We start from the raw sequence: 15,457 nt of genomic DNA on the forward strand, positions 1-15,457 counted from the left end.
GGTACCTTCCGCATCCTGATTGACGTGGCGAGCAATCTATCGCCCCTGTGGTTTAGAATTGATGATGTCCTGGGCACGAACCCACTCAGGCGAACCTCTCTTGAGCTTCGTCTGGGCACGCGCCGCGAAAACACGGGCTTCCTGGTAGTTGCCGGAATAGTAGCGTTCCTCGGCCGAAGCCAACTCGGCCGCGCCGATGTTGCCAAGACGGCCGTGGGCCTGCGCAAGGAAGCGATAGCCGTTTACGTATTCGCGCTCGCGGGTAAGCCCCGCGCTAAGCTCCGAGACAGCCTTGCTGATCTGCGCTTCATCGCCGGTGGCGAGCAGCGCCTGCCCGTAGCCAACCTGAAGCAGGCCGGAGGAGGGCGCAAGCTTTACGGCCTGGCCGAACGCCTTGGCTGCATCCTGCGGACGGTTCGCCTTGATCAGGATTTCCCCGCGCATCTCGTGGAAGTAGGGGTTCTTCGGCTGGCTGGCGATCAGACGATCAATCTTCGCCAGCGCGTCGCGCGGATTGCCGCTAAGATAGGTTGAGATCGCATCAGCGTATTGCATGCCGATACTGGAGGGATCCTTGAAGATGCGTCGTGCCGCTGCCGGGCCAGCCGTATAGGCGGCGAGCTTCCCACGCATCAGGTCGTGGCGCAGCTGCAGACCGGCCGGATCCTTTGTCTCGAAATAGGGGCTCTTGCGTACCAGTTCTTCGAGGTTGGCGATACGGTCGCGCGGCATCGGGTGGCTCACCTGGTAGGGATCGATACGCACACCCGCCAGCGCAAGATCGCGGCCCATGCGGTCGAAGGTCTTCAGCATGCCGCGGCCGGACTGTTTGGTCTTGTTGAGATAGTCGACCGCCGCGCGATCAGCGGTGATCTCTTCGGTCCGTTGATAGCCGAGGAGAGAGCGACGGGCCATTTCGGTGCCACCCATGGCGAGGCCGGTAGCCGCGCGGCCAAAACCTTCGGATCCGGTTGCCGCTCCCGCAACGCCAGCGCCCACACCGACCAGCATGGCAACGACGGCCATTGTCTGCGCACGGGCCAGCTGTTCCCGCAGCCGGTGCTGATGGCCGCCGGCAAGGTGAGCAACCTCATGCGCGAGCACGCCAATGATTTCGTTGGGGCTTTCGGACTGGAGCAGTGCACCGGCATGAACGAAGATGCGGCGTCCTGCGACGAAGGCGTTGAAACTGTTGTCGTTGACGAGAACGACCTCGATGCCTGAGCGGTTCAGCCCCGCCACCTTCAGGATCGGCCGAACATAGTCAGCCACAAGTGCTTCAATTTCGGCGTCACGAACGACATTCACCCGCTGCGCGTGCGCAGGGGATGCCGAAAGCAGCGAAAAAGTCACAACAAATGAAGTGGCAAGACGCGAAAGGCGCGACTTGAGCAATTGCGGGAACAACATGAGCCGAATCCGTACCGACGCTTCGTGGCAACGAAAAGGCAGCTTAGTGCAACTCAGGCGCTATTGGGAACCGTGATTTTGTCTGCATTTGGCCAACCGCGGCGAGCACAAGTCCGGATATGAAAAATGGCCGGAACAGATCCGGCCATTTCGTTGAGTTCATCTGACGAGCTTAGAAGAAGCTCTTGCGCTGCCACCAACCGGTCTTGCGCGGTGCTTCCGCGGCTGGTTCGGAGGAAGAGACAACCGGTTCACTCGGCGTCTCCGGTTCCGCCGACCGGCGACGACGCGCAGGCTTGGCTTCTTCGGCTTCAACCTCTGCCTGGGCAGGTTCTGCTGGTGCAGGCTCTTCGGCGGGGGCGGGCGTTTCGACCGCAACAGGCTGCGCTTCAGCTGGAGCTTCTGCCACCGGTGCGGGGGCCGGAGCCTCCTCAGGGGTGTTGCTCTCTACCACCTCGGCGGAAGTGGATGCAGCGACGGCTTCCTTCTTCACGCGAGGACGGCGGCGGGTCTTGGGCTTCGGCTTCTCTTCAGACTCTGGAGCTGCAGCAGCCTCGGCAGCTTCTGCCGCAACAGGTGTTTCCTGAGTGGCCTCGGCCTGCGGTGCTTCGACCGGAGCCTCAGCAACTGGCTCGGCAGCAACCTCAGCAGCTGGAGCTGCCTCGGCGACCGTCTCTTCAGCGTTAACGGCTTCTGCTTCCGTCTCGGCGCGATTGCGACGACCACCGCGCTTGCCACGCTGACGCTTCGGACGCTCGGCAGCTTCCGCCTGAGGCGCTTCCTCGGCCGCGGCTGCAACTTCGACGGCGGCAGGTTCTGCAGCTTCGACAGCTTCCGGTGCCACAGCTTCTTCAATCGCAGGGGCTGCGATTTCTACCGTCTCATCGGCAGAGTCTTCACCTTCACCGTCAGCCTCAAAGTCGCCCTGGCCCTGCTCATCCGACTGGTTTGCGTCGCCAGCCTGAGCATTGTTGCCGTTGCGGTCGCGGCCACCGCGCCTGCGGCGCTTGCGCCGGCGCTTGCGGCCATTGCCACCTTCCTCGCCATTGGCGGGAGCTGCCTGGGTCTGGACCTCGGCCGGCTGAGCAACTGCTTCGACAGCATCACTCTCGTCCTCGACCTCTTCCGCAACGTCGGGCTCTTCGACTTCCTCGACCTGGTTCGGCTGGATGGCGATGGTAGCCGGACGCGACGACGGCTCACCCTTCACGATCGCATAGTGCTGATGACCGAGATGCTCGTCGGTCTCGAGCGTGATCGTGACACCGAAGCGGTTCTCCAGCTCGATCAGGCTCTGACGCTTCTGGTTGAGCAGATAGAGAGCCGTGGAGGTCGGCGTCTTCACCGTGATGTCGTTGCGGTTGTCCTTGAGGAGGTAATCCTCGATGGAGCGCATGACGAGCAGCGCAAGCGAGGAATCCGAGCGGATCTGGCCGGTGCCATGGCAGTGCGGGCAGGGCTGCATCGTGCTCTCGAGAACGCTCGAGCGGATGCGCTGACGCGACATTTCCAGAAGGCCGAAGTGCGAGATGCGGCCCACCTGGATGCGGGCGCGGTCGTTCTTCAGGCAATCCTTGAGACGCTTCTCCACCGCACGGTTGTTGCGGCTCTCTTCCATATCGATGAAATCGATGACGATAAGGCCGGCAAGGTCGCGCAGACGAAGCTGGCGGGCAACTTCTTCAGCTGCCTCGAGATTGGTCTGCAGCGCCGTGTCTTCGATCGAGTGCTCCTTGGTGGAGCGACCGGAGTTCACGTCGATGGCGACCAGGGCTTCTGTCTGGTTGATGATGATGTAACCGCCGGACTTCAGCGTCACCTGCGGCTGCAGGATCTTGTCGAGCTGCGTCTCGATGCCGTTCTTGGCAAAGAGCGGCTGCGGATCGCGATAAGGTTGTACGACCTTGGCATGGCTCGGCATCAGCATCCGCATGAAGTCTTTTGCTTCGCGGTATGCGTCTTCGCCTGCCACCAGGATCTGGTCGATGTCCTTGTTATAAAGGTCGCGAACCGCACGCTTGATCAGGCTACCTTCCTCATAGACGAGGGCTGGGGCGATCGACTTCAGCGTCAGCGTACGCACGCTCTCCCAGAGGCGCATCAGGTAGTCGTAGTCGCGCTTGATCTCAGGCTTCGTGCGGTTCTCACCGGCCGTGCGCAGGATGACGCCCATGCCTTCCGGCACGTCGAGGCTCTTCACGACGTCCTTGAGACGCTTGCGGTCCTGCGGGTTGGTGATCTTGCGCGAAATACCGCCGCCACGCGCCGTGTTGGGCATCAGGACAGAGTAGCGACCGGCAAGCGACAGATAGGTGGTGAGAGCTGCGCCCTTGTTGCCGCGCTCTTCCTTGACCACCTGCACCAGAAGGATCTGGCGGCGTTTGATGACTTCCTGGATCTTGTACTGACGACGCACCGGACGGCGGCGCACGTGCATTTCCTCAAGGGCATCGCCGGCGCCGACGGACTCGACTTCGGAAGCCTCATCGTGCTTGTCGTCAGAGTGGTCGTTCAGGACCGAAAGGTCCTCGGAAACGACTTCGCCTTCGATGACCGCAGCCATGCTGGGGCCGCCGTTGCCGTCGTTTTCGTCGGCATCGTTGTCCGTACCCTCATCCGAGCCGTGATCGGATGCTGCGTCAGTGTCAGCATTGTCAGCAGGAGCCTCGGCATCCACGCCTTCGGCAACAGCGGCTTCCTCGGAAGCCTCCGCACTCTTGGCGGCAGCGCCGTCCTTCTTGTTGCTGTTGCGGCGACGCTTGCGGTTCGAGGAAGCAGCCTTCGAGCCGTTTTCGTCCTCGTCATCGCTCCAGTTTTCCTCGGCCTCAGCCTTCAGCAGGGCCTGACGGTCGGCGACTGGGATCTGGTAGTAGTCCGGGTGGATTTCGCTGAACGCAAGGAAACCATGCCTGTTGCCGCCGTACTCGACGAACGCGGCCTGAAGCGACGGTTCGACGCGCGTTACGCGCGCAAGATAAATGTTTCCTCTGAGCTGCTTCTTGTCCTGGGATTCAAAATCGAATTCTTCGACCCTATTACCCCGAACGACGACAACGCGGGTCTCCTCCGGATGGGAGGCGTCTATTAGCATTTTGTTGGGCATAAAATTGGTTCCTACCGGTACAGCCCAACCGCCGGGCAGGGGCGCTTCGCCTCACAGCCGTGCGGTTCAAGAAAGATGGACCGGATGATTGAAAGTATGCCGGCAGGAGCTTGGATGCAGTGGGAAACACAGCCGCCGCGACTGCGTTGCGGCCTATTGTAGGGGTTCCTACCACTCTCTTAGCCATTGCACCGCCTGGCAGTACCGTTGCTACTAAGGACCGGCACGCCGATCCCGCTTCAATGCTCATGTGAGCCAGCTATGCACCGCGGTGCCAGCCGTTTTCCTCGCACTCAGGCACCTTGACCACACGGTCCGACGCCTGGAAGAAATTCCTTGAGTCATCACCCAGCGACACTTCCGAGTTCCACAGAACGCGCTAGCCTACTGGACAATCCGGGCAAGCATCTGCAAATGCAGGGTGTCACGATAACTCAAGCTGCTTTTATGACGCAGCTCACGTGATGGCAACCCAAATTCGCGAATTGCGCGATTTTGCTTTCGGGCAGATTTCCTGTGAATTGCCATGAAGAAGCCTAATGGCCTGGTTAGCGCGACAGTGAGTATGTAAGGATCATGGGGCGAAAAGTACAAATGGTGAAATCAGCGAGGCAAGTGTCCGGAATGCGATGGCCCTGGTTTCGCCAAATCATACCCGTCGCTGCAGCGCTGCTGATCTCCTGCAGCCTGCCTGTCGCTGTCCTCGCGGAGGAGGACGCTGATTCTGTTGCGACCACGGCCGGGGCGGACGGTGCAGCTGCGTCGGGCGTGGTGCTGAGCGAGTACCTTATCGCCGGCGACGATAGCCGGGTGCGGATCATCCTGCATTTTGACACCAAGCCAGATTACTCGTGGTTCCTCCTGCGATCGCCCCATCGTCTCGTGCTGGACCTTCCCAGGACCGACTTCGGCATTGATGACGATACCGTTACGCGCCGCGGCCTGGTCACCGATCTGCGCTACGGCAACATGGCGGAGACCCAGTCGCGGATGATCTTCTCCGCAAAGGGTCCGTTCAAGATCGAAGATGTGACGCTGGTAGAGAACGGAGGCGGACTTGGTTCCCGTCTGGTGGTCGATCTGGTGGCGGCCTCGGAAGCCGAATTCGACAAGGTCATTCGCGAACGCATGGAGGCGGCCGCCAAGGCCACGGAAGGCGCAAAGGCAGCCGCGACGGACACTGCCGATTCGTCGCAGGACCAGCGCTTCACCATAGCGCTGGATCCCGGCCATGGCGGCATTGATGGAGGCGCCAAGGGCGTTTCCGGCACACAGGAAAAGGACATCACGCTGGCATTCAGCCAGGAACTGAAGCGGCTCCTCGAGGCGAACGGGAAGTACCGCGTCGTTCTCACCCGCGACAGCGACGTGTTCCTGCGCCTGGACGAGCGCGTACGGGTAGCGCGGGAGAAGGGGGCCAACCTTCTGATATCCGTTCACGCAGACGCCATCAGGATCAAGAATTTCCGGGGCTCGACCATCTATACACTGTCGGAGCGGGCATCAGATGCGGAAGCTGCTGCAACCGCAGCGCGCGAAAACCTGTCCGACGAACTCGCCGGTCTGGAAGCATCCGACGATGTGCGCAACGATGTGGCAGACATCCTGGCAGACCTGATGCGCCGGGAAACGCACTCCTTTTCGATCCAGTTCGCACGCACCCTGGTGGACGAGACATCGAACACGATCCAGTTCGTCAACAATCCGCTGCGCGCGGCAGGTTTCAGGGTGCTGCGCGCGCACGACGTACCGTCGGTGCTGCTTGAGCTTGGTTATCTCTCGAACACAGAAGACGAGAACCAGCTGAAGGATCCGAAATGGCGAGAGCGTGCTGCGCGTGACATTTCGCGTGCGATCGACATCTTTGCGACGGCCCACGCCAGGGCGAGCAACTGATCGTGGCATTCGAAAAACGACTGCGGTCGGCATGATGTGGCATAAAAAGCACGTGGGTCACAGTTTGGTGACTTTCCCCTCTTCAAAAGAGGTAAGTGCCGTATTTTGCTCACATGTAAGTTAGATAGTGCAAATGCTAACAGATTCTCGTTTGCAACTGCGCGAGCGCATTATATGTGGCTGCGCAGTAGATCATGTTGAAGTAGCCTCAAGCCTCGGCAACGGGCTGGGGTTGTTGGTGTTGGAATGGCGTATGCCCCAGTGCGGAGCAGGCCGGTCCAACGAACAGAAATCATTTGGGCCGGAGAAGCGGTAACGCTGGAGTGGGCATGGTACGTATACTGGGATATTTCTTCAGCTTGGGCATAGTCCTGGCGCTCTTGGTAGCTGCCGGCGTTGGCCTCTATATCGGCCATGTCTCCCAGGATCTGCCGGACTACGAAAAGCTGGCCCGCTATGAGCCTCCGGTCACGACCCGCGTTCACTCGTCGGAAGGCGAGCTGATGGCCGAGTTTGCTCGCGAGCGCCGCCTTTATCTGCCGATCCAGGCGATCCCGGATCGCGTCAAGGCAGCCTTCCTCTCGGCTGAGGACAAGAACTTCTACAATCACCCGGGCATCGACGTTACGGGCTTGATCCGCGCGGTTCTTACCAATGCGCAGAACCTCGGTAGCGGTCGCCGTCCCGTGGGTGCGTCCACGATTACCCAGCAGGTGGCGAAGAACTTCCTGCTGACCTCCGACCAGACCTATGAGCGTAAGCTCAAGGAAATGATCCTCTCATTCCGCATCGAGCAGGCCTACTCCAAGGATCGCATTCTTGAGCTTTATCTCAATGAGATCTGGCTTGGTCTGGGAGCTTTCGGTGTCGCCGGTGCGGCGCTGACCTATTTCGACAAGTCGGTGAACGACCTGACGATCGCCGAGGCAGCCTATCTCGCCGCTCTGCCGAAGGGCCCGTCGAACTACCACCCGTTCCGGCACGAGGAGCGAGCTGTCGAGCGCCGCAACTGGGTTATCGACCAGATGGCCGAGAATGGCTTCATCACGGCTGAGGAGGCGGGCCAAGCCAAGTCGCAGCCGCTTGGCGTCAATCCGCGTGGCCGCGGACCTTACCTGTTTGCCGCTGACTATTTCACCGAGGAAGTCCGCCGCGAGATCATTTCGCGTTATGGCGAAGATGCGCTCTATGAAGGCGGCCTCTCGGTCCGCACCACCCTTGATCCCGAGCTGCAGCTCCAGGCGCGTACCGCCCTTCAGAAGGGCCTGATCAAGTACGACACGCTTCGCGGCTTCCATGGCCCTGTGGCGCAGATCGACATATCGGGTGACTGGGGCGAGGCGCTGAACAAGGTTGCTGATCTGAGCGACGTGCCCGAGTGGAAGCTTGCGGTGGTTCTCGACGGCGACAAGAGCGGCTTGACGGTCGGCATCCGTCCGGACCGTGACATTGCCGGCAAGCTTTCCGAAGAGCGCCAGAAGGGCTCGGTGAAGACTGCCGACATGGACTGGGCGCTGCGCCATTCCGTCAACGGCAAGATGGTCAAGGCCAACTCTCCGGCCGAGGTCCTGAAGCCTGGCGATGTTGTCTTCGTCGAGCGCAAGGAGAAGGATGGTACCGAATGGCGTCTTCGCCAGGTGCCCAAGATCGGCGGCGCCATGGTCGCGATGGACCCGCACACCGGCCGCGTTCTTGCGATGGTCGGCGGCTTCTCCTTCGCTCAGTCGCAGTTCAACCGCGCCACTCAGGCGATGCGTCAGCCCGGTTCGTCGTTCAAGCCGATCGTCTATGCTGCCGCGCTGGACAACGGCTATACGCCCGCGTCCGTGGTCATGGACGGCCCGCTGACGGTCACGATCGGCAACCAGGTCTGGGAGCCGAAGAACTACGGCGGCGGCTTTGGTGGCCCGTCCACGCTGCGCGAAGGTATCGAACGCTCGCGTAACCTGATGACGGTGCGCCTTGCCCAGGACATGGGCATGGACACGGTTGCCGAATACGCCGAACGCTTCGGTGTCTATGACAAGATGCCCCGCCATCTCGCCATGTCGCTCGGTTCCGGCGAAACGACCGTCATGCGCATGGTTTCAGCCTATTCGGTGATGGCAAACGGCGGCAAGTACATCGAACCGTCCCTCATCGACCGTATCCAGGACCGCTACGGCAAGACCGTCTACAAGCACGACACACGTCAGTGCGTCGGCTGCAACGCGGAAGTCTGGCAGAACCAGGAAGAGCCGGAACTGATCGACGAGCGCGACCAGGTGCTCGATCCGATGACGGCCTACCAGATCACCTCCATGATGGAAGGTGTGGTCCAGCGCGGTACCGCCTCGATCCTCGCCGATCTCGGTCATCCGATCGCAGGCAAGACCGGTACGACCAACGAGGAGAAGGACGCCTGGTTCATTGGCTACACGCCTGATCTGGTTGTTGGCGTCTTCATGGGTTTCGATCAGCCGAAGCCTATGGGCAAGGGCGCTACGGGTAGCGGCCTCACCGCACCGGTCTTCAAGGACTTCATGGCTGAGGTTCTGAAGGACAAGGACCCGGTCGATTTCCGCGTGCCGGAAGGCATGAACGTCATTGCCATCGACCGCAAGACCGGCATGCAGGCAAGAGCCGGCCAGCAGGGCGTGATCATGGAAGCCTTCAAGCCGGGTACGGGCCCTGCCGACACCTACTGGGTCATCGGCGACTACCAGGTCAGCGAGCGGGCGCGTGAACTCTCGCCGCAGGCCGGTGAAGCCATCAACCGTGGCGCGGGCGGTCTCTTCTGACCGTCCTGACCTGGCGCTGGCCCGACTGAAACGTTCTCCGCCGCCATAAACAGAAGCCGATCCGTTGCTTTACAGTAGCGGTATCGGCACTTATGTTCCGGCCCGATTCAAGAAGACTCTGTTCCGTCGAGCGCCCCGGGCGCCAAGACGAAACTCTGGAAAGAAGATCATACGATGCGCAATGAAACGGCGAATCTGGTCGAAGAAATCAAGCAGGCGATCGACCTGCTGAGGGGGTTTCTTTGACTGGGATGAAGCGGTAAAGCGGCTTCAGTACCTCAATGCCCGTGCCGAGGGCAGCGACCTCTGGAACGATCCCCAGGAAGCCCAGAAATTGATGCGCGAGCGCCAGACGCTCGAGGACAACATCAACGCCATCAACGGCTTTGCCCAGGCTCTCAGCGACAATGTAGAGCTGATCGAGATGGGCGAAGCTGAGGGCGACGACAGCATCGTCCGTGAGGCGGAAGAAGCTATTCGGGCGCTGCGTCAGCAGATTGCCGACCGCCAGATAGAGACGCTGCTCTCCGGCGAAGCCGACGGCAATGACACCTACGTCGAAATCCATGCCGGTGCCGGCGGTACGGAGAGCCAGGACTGGGCGTCGATGCTGCTGCGCATGTACATCCGCTGGGCGGAGCGCCGCGGTATGAAGGTCGAAACTCTGGAAATGCACGACGGCGAAGAGGCAGGAATCAAGTCCGCTACGCTGCTCGTCAAGGGACATGCCGCCTATGGCTGGCTGAAGACCGAATCTGGTGTGCACCGTCTGGTCCGCATTTCGCCCTATGACAGCAACGCGCGCCGTCACACCTCGTTCGCCAGCGTCTGGGTTTATCCGGTTATTGATGACAGCATCGAGATCAACATCCCTGAGTCGGATGTGCGTATCGATACGTACCGTTCGTCGGGCGCCGGTGGTCAGCACGTCAACACGACGGACTCGGCCGTGCGCATCACGCACATTCCGACCGGCATCGCGGTTGCCTGCCAGCAGGAACGCTCGCAGCACAAGAACCGCGCCAAGGCATGGGAGATGCTGCGTTCGCGTCTCTATGAGCTGGAGCTGAAGAAGCGCGAAGACGCCGCCAACGCAACAGAAGCGACGAAGGGGGAGATCGGCTGGGGTCACCAGATCCGCTCCTACGTCCTGCAGCCGTACCAGATGGTGAAGGACCTGCGCACTGGTGTCGAAAGCCCGAGCCCGTCGGACGTGCTCGATGGCGATCTCGATGATTTCATGAAAGCGTCACTTTCTCAGCGTGTACATGGCGGCGGTGGCCAGGTTGCTGACATCGATTGAGCCGGTTTCAGTCTTGACGACAGGGGCTAACGCTTCGTGATTTCGCGGGAATAGTCAGCTTGTTCAGGTGATGCTAAGGCGTGCACTGCAATATGCAGAGGCATCACCACAACACGGGGAATTTTTGAACATGTGCGGCATCGTTGGAATCGTAGGTCAAAAGCCCGTAGCGCCTCTTATCGTTGATGCGCTGAAACGGCTTGAATATCGCGGTTACGACTCCGCCGGTGTTGCTACGATCGAAGGCGGACGGCTCGACCGTCGCCGCGCCGAGGGCAAGCTGGTGAACCTGGAACATTGCATCCAGGCATCGCCACTTCCAGGCAAGATCGGTATCGGCCACACGCGCTGGGCAACCCACGGCGTGCCGAACGAAACCAATGCGCATCCGCATTTCTCCGGCGACGTTGCCGTGGTCCACAACGGCATCATCGAGAACTTCGTTGAGCTGCGCGACGAGCTCGCCGCTGATGGCTATGCCTTCTATTCCCAGACGGACACGGAAGTTGTCGCTCACCTGGTCGCCCGCGAGCTGAAGAATGGTCTTGAGCCTGAGAAGGCTGCCTTTGCGGCCCTCAAGCGTCTGCAGGGTGCGTTCGCACTCGCAATCATGTTCCGCAACGACGACAACCTGATTGTTGGCGCACGCAACGGCCCGCCGCTCGCCGTCGGCCATGGCACCGGCGAAATGTACCTGGGCTCGGACGCGATTGCGCTCGCGCCGTTCACGGACTCCATCACTTATCTGGAAGACGGCGACTGGGTCGTATTGCGCCGCTCCGGCGTCAGCATCTTCAACATGGATGGCAAGCCTGTTGAGCGGAAGATGCAGCAGTCGTCAGCTACCGCGTTCATGGTCGACAAGGGCAACCACCGGCACTTCATGGAAAAGGAAATCCATGAGCAGCCGGAGGTCATCTCGCACACGCTGGCGCACTACGTTGATTTCGCCAATGTCACCGTCAAGAACTTCGAGTCGCCGATCGACTTTGCCAGGATCGACCGTCTTTCGATCTCCGCTTGCGGCACAGCCTATCTTGCTGGCCTGATCGGCAAGTACTGGTTCGAGCGCTATGCGCGTCTACCGGTCGACATCGATATCGCGTCTGAATTCCGCTACCGCGAAATGCCGATCTCGAAGAACAGCGCGGCAATGTTCGTTTCGCAGTCCGGTGAGACGGCCGACACGCTTGCTTCGCTTCGCTACTGCAAGAACGAAGGTGTTCCGATCGCGTCGATTGTCAACGTGCGCGACTCGACCATCGCCCGCGAGAGCAACGGCATTTTCCCGACACTTGCCGGCCCGGAAATTGGCGTGGCCTCGACCAAGGCATTCACCTGTCAGCTCTCGATCTTTGCTTCGCTCGCGGTCCGCGCCGGTCTGGATCGTGGCACGCTGACGAAGGACCAGGCGAGCACGCTCATCCGCGAGCTGTCCGAAGTGCCGCGTCTTGTCCGCGAAGCTTCCAAGCTTGAAGACAAGATCGAGAAGATCGCCCGCAAGCTCTCAGAGGTTCGCCATGTGCTCTACCTCGGCCGCGATACGAGCTATCCGCTGGCCATGGAAGGTGCGCTCAAGCTCAAGGAAATTTCCTACATCCACGCCGAAGGCTACGCTGCAGGCGAGCTGAAGCACGGCCCGATCGCGCTCATCGACAAGCACATGCCCGTCATCGTAATTGCGCCCTATGACCGCATCTTTGAGAAGACCGTGTCGAACATGCAGGAAGTGGCTGCTCGCGGCGGTCAGATCATCCTGATCACCGACGAGGAGGGCGCGAGCCGCGCTTCGCTCGGCGATATTGAAACGATCATCATGCCGAAGGTGCCTGAGTTCGTGACGCCGATCGTTTACGCGCTGCCGATCCAGCTGCTCGCCTACCACACGGCTGTTGCCATGGGTACGGACGTTGACCAGCCGCGCAACCTTGCGAAGTCGGTGACGGTCGAATAACTGGACGGCGCAAAGCTGCGCTGACCTTCGGATGCAAAGGTGGCGCCGGGCGATCCGGCGCTATCTTTTTTGGAACTGGAATGTCAGTTCTGCCGGACGAGACTGTGAATGACCTCTCGCAGGCGGCGTTTCGCCTTTGATCTCAAATCGATCGCGGGTTAGACCAGTCTTGCGAGAAGGTTGTCCGTCCGGTAACTGCAACCAGCCAAACAAGTAAGCGTTCTGCCTCCATGCGAGCGGGCGGTACGCATCCTAACAAAAGCGGTTTCTGGGAAATGCCTGCCTAACCAACATCCAGCGGGGAGAGTGCCATTGAGTGATCCGCATGAGCAGGCAGATGAGACGACAATGGCGGGGCAGGTGGCCCCTGAGGGTATCTACAACGAGGAAGGGTCTGTCGACGCCTCGTTCCTGTCTCATATTGCCAATGCAATTGCGGAAGGCGACACGGAAACCCTGCTCAGGGATGTAAGTCATCTACACCAGTCGGAAATAGGTGACCTTCTCGAGGCCCTGCAGCCGGAGCAGCGCCGCGACCTCGTGAACCTGATGGGCGCGACGTTCGACTTTACCGCGCTCACCGAGGTTGACGACTCTATCCGCCGCGACATCGTCGAGGCGATGCCGAACGAGCAGATCGCGCAGGCGGTCCAGCAGCTCGATTCCGATGACGCGGTCTACATTCTGGAAGACCTCGATCCTGCGGACCAGAACGAGATTCTGGCCCAGTTGCCGTTCACGGAACGGGTGCGCCTTCGTCGGTCACTGAGCTATCCGGAAGAGACGGCCGGCCGTCGCATGCAGACGGAGTTCGTGGCGGTGCCGCCGTTCTGGACCGTCGGCCAGACCATCGACTATATGCGCGAGGCGAGGGAGCTTCCCGACAGCTTCGCCCAGATCTTCGTCATTGATCCAACCTTCCGCCTCGTAGGCACCGTTGACCTCGACCGCATCCTGCGCACGCAGCGTGCGGTGAAGATAGAAGAGATCATGCGCGAGACGCGTCACGCCATTCCGGCCACCATGGACCAGGAAGAGGCGGCGCAGATCTTCGAGCAGTACGACCTTCTGTCCGCCGCCGTCGTAGACGAGAACGAGCGACTTGTCGGCGTGCTCACCATCGATGACGTGGTGGACGTCATCACGCAGGAGGCCGAGGAAGATCTGATGCGTCTCGGCGGTGTGGGTGACGAAGAACTGTCGGACTCCGTGCTCGCCACCAGCCGTTCGCGCGTTCCCTGGCTGCTCATCAACCTGGTGACGGCTTTCTTTGCCGCTTCGATCATCAGCCTGTTCGACCATACGATTGAAACGGTAGTCGCGCTCGCCGTCCTCATGCCGATCGTAGCCGGTATGGGCGGCAATGCCGGTTCGCAGACCATGACCGTGACTGTGCGCGCGCTAGCGACCGGCAGCCTTGGCCTCCACAACGCGTCTCGCGTCATTCGCCGTGAGATCGGCGTCGGCTTGATCAATGGCGTCATCTTTGCCGCACTGATCGGCACGGTGGCGGGTGTGTGGTTCCAGAGCCCGACCATCGGCGGCATCATTGCCTGCGCCATGGTGGTCAACATGTTTACGGCGGCGCTCGCCGGCATCCTTATCCCGATGCTGCTCGACCGGTTCGGCGCAGACCCGGCGGTTGCCTCCGCGGTGTTTCTGACCACCGTTACGGACGTGGTCGGTTTCTTCGCCTTCCTTGGCCTTGCCACCTGGTGGTTTGGCCTGCTCTGAACTCAGGCCGCTGCGACTTGGGGTGCGGCTCTGCCGCTGCGGAAGTAGATAAGCAGCATCATGGCGATGTTCACCAGGTTCCAGGCGATGCCGTTCAGGAAGGCGGTCTGGTAGGATCCGGTGAGATCGTAGATCCAGCCCGACATCCAGCCGCCGAAGGCCATGCCGACAACGGTCGCCAGCACCACGATACCGACGCGTTGTCCCGCTTCCTTCGCGGGCAGGTATTCACGCACGATGATGGCGTAGGTCGAAACAATCCCGCCCTGCGACAGGCCGAAGATCAGCGACACGACATAGAGCGACACTAGTCCGTCATACGGGATGTAGAGGATCAGCGAGAGGCACTGCAGTCCCGAACTGATGAGCACGGTCTTCACGCCCCCGATTCGGTCCGCCAGCAAGCCGAAGCCGAGGCGGCTGATCAGCCCGCCCACCAGCATCAGCGAGAGCATTTCTGCGCCGATGCCCGCGCCGAACCCCAGGTCAACGCAATAGGCGACGATGTGAAGCTGCGGCATTGCCATGGCGACGCAGCAGGCAACGCCGGCGATCACAAGGACGGTCTGCAGCGCGCGCGGTGAAAGGCTGCTCACCATGCGAGGCTGATCCAGATTAGCGCTTCGGGTTGCTGGCGGCTTTGCCCGCAGCAGCATCGCGAGTGGCCCGACCAGCAGGATGCAGATGATACCAATCACCTGAAATGCCGTGCGCCAGTCGTAGGCCGATACGATAGCGGAGATGATGCTCGGCCAGACGGCTCCGGCGAGATAGTTCGCAGCTGCGACCGACGCGATCGCGATGCCGCGACGTCGCTCGAACCAGTGCGAGATATCGGCCAAGACAGGCCCGAACGAGCAGGACGCGCCCATGCCGACCAGCGTCTGCAGGATCGAGAAGACCAGAATGGATTGGGTGAACGACGAAAGGATATAGCCGCTGCCGAGGACGAGGCTGGCGAGGATCAGGGGCAGGGTGATGCCAAGCTTGTCGAGATAGCGGCCGATCACGAGATTGCCGACGCCAAAGCCAATCATGTTGAGCGTAAAGGCTAGAGAAACGTCAGCGCGCAGAACGCCGAAATCCTCCTGGACGGCTGGCAGCACCACCACCATGGACCACAAGCCAACATTGGCGATGGTGCCGATCAGCATGCATATCGCCAACCGAATCCATGAATGAACGCCATCCGGAACGCGATGATCCACCGGCACGCTTGCAGTCTGCAGCATCTGAGTCCTCCCAAACTCTTCCCAAGGCATAGCCCGTTGTCGGCT

8 protein-coding genes are annotated in these 15,457 nt (G+C 60.7%); 5 read left to right on the forward strand and 3 right to left on the reverse strand.

The features are described 5' to 3' along the window. Positions 1-36: 36 nt before the first annotated feature. Together IEX27_RS02125 and IEX27_RS02130 are read right to left on the reverse strand one after the other, a co-directional pair. Complete coding sequence (locus tag IEX27_RS02125) at positions 37-1,467, reverse strand: M48 family metalloprotease (protein ID WP_373869856.1); 1,431 nt, start codon at positions 1,465-1,467, stop codon at positions 37-39. A gap of 115 nt (positions 1,468-1,582) precedes the next feature. Beyond that, positions 1,583-4,513, reverse strand: coding sequence for an Rne/Rng family ribonuclease (locus tag IEX27_RS02130; protein WP_188719272.1), 2,931 nt, complete (start codon positions 4,511-4,513; stop codon positions 1,583-1,585). A 624-nt stretch (positions 4,514-5,137) separates the two neighbouring features. Between IEX27_RS02130 and IEX27_RS02135 the strand changes: the two genes are divergently transcribed. The 5 genes from IEX27_RS02135 to mgtE all read left to right on the forward strand — a co-directional run bounded on the left by IEX27_RS02135 (position 5,138) and on the right by mgtE (position 14,180). Continuing rightward, positions 5,138-6,409 (forward strand): N-acetylmuramoyl-L-alanine amidase, encoded by a 1,272-nt coding sequence (locus IEX27_RS02135; RefSeq protein WP_188719273.1) that lies wholly within the window; start codon positions 5,138-5,140, stop codon positions 6,407-6,409. A 329-nt stretch (positions 6,410-6,738) separates the two neighbouring features. After that, positions 6,739-9,189: a penicillin-binding protein 1A gene (locus IEX27_RS02140; RefSeq protein ID WP_188719274.1), complete on the forward strand. Its 2,451-nt coding sequence runs from the start codon at positions 6,739-6,741 to the stop codon at positions 9,187-9,189. A 174-nt stretch (positions 9,190-9,363) separates the two neighbouring features. After that, positions 9,364-10,492 (forward strand): peptide chain release factor 2 gene (gene prfB, locus IEX27_RS02145; protein ID WP_188719275.1). Its coding sequence is split into 2 segments (ribosomal slippage): positions 9,364-9,423 and positions 9,425-10,492, totalling 1,128 coding nucleotides; the frame shifts between segments, so codons are not numbered across the junction. Positions 10,493-10,622: 130 nt separating this feature from the next. Then, positions 10,623-12,446, forward strand: a complete 1,824-nt coding sequence (gene glmS, locus IEX27_RS02150) for a glutamine--fructose-6-phosphate transaminase (isomerizing) (RefSeq protein WP_188719276.1) — start codon at positions 10,623-10,625, stop codon at positions 12,444-12,446. A gap of 348 nt (positions 12,447-12,794) precedes the next feature. Further along, on the forward strand, positions 12,795-14,180 hold the full coding sequence (gene mgtE, locus IEX27_RS02155; RefSeq protein ID WP_188719576.1) for a magnesium transporter: 1,386 nt from the start codon (positions 12,795-12,797) through the stop codon (positions 14,178-14,180). Between the two features lie 2 nt (positions 14,181-14,182). Here mgtE and IEX27_RS02160 read toward each other — a convergent pair whose 3' ends face one another. Beyond that, entirely contained in the window at positions 14,183-15,412 is a 1,230-nt protein-coding gene (locus IEX27_RS02160; protein ID WP_188719277.1) for an MFS transporter, read from the reverse strand. Positions 15,413-15,457 lie beyond the last annotated feature (45 nt).

The sequence above is a fragment of the Nitratireductor aestuarii genome (assembly GCF_014641695.1).
GTDB classification, from domain to species: Bacteria; Pseudomonadota; Alphaproteobacteria; order Rhizobiales; family Rhizobiaceae; genus Chelativorans; species Chelativorans aestuarii.

Bases quoted from the DNA above. Each gene is read 5' to 3' on its own strand.
- IEX27_RS02130 (WP_188719272.1), bottom strand. From the start codon at position 4,513: ATGCCCAACAAAATGCTAATAGACGCCTCCCATCCGGAGGAGACCCGC.
- IEX27_RS02135 (WP_188719273.1), top strand. From the start codon at position 5,138: ATGCGATGGCCCTGGTTTCGCCAAATCATACCCGTCGCTGCAGCGCTG.
- IEX27_RS02140 (WP_188719274.1), top strand. From the start codon at position 6,739: ATGGTACGTATACTGGGATATTTCTTCAGCTTGGGCATAGTCCTGGCG.
- glmS (WP_188719276.1), top strand. From the start codon at position 10,623: ATGTGCGGCATCGTTGGAATCGTAGGTCAAAAGCCCGTAGCGCCTCTT.
- mgtE (WP_188719576.1), top strand. From the start codon at position 12,795: ATGGCGGGGCAGGTGGCCCCTGAGGGTATCTACAACGAGGAAGGGTCT.
- IEX27_RS02160 (WP_188719277.1), bottom strand. From the start codon at position 15,412: ATGCTGCAGACTGCAAGCGTGCCGGTGGATCATCGCGTTCCGGATGGC.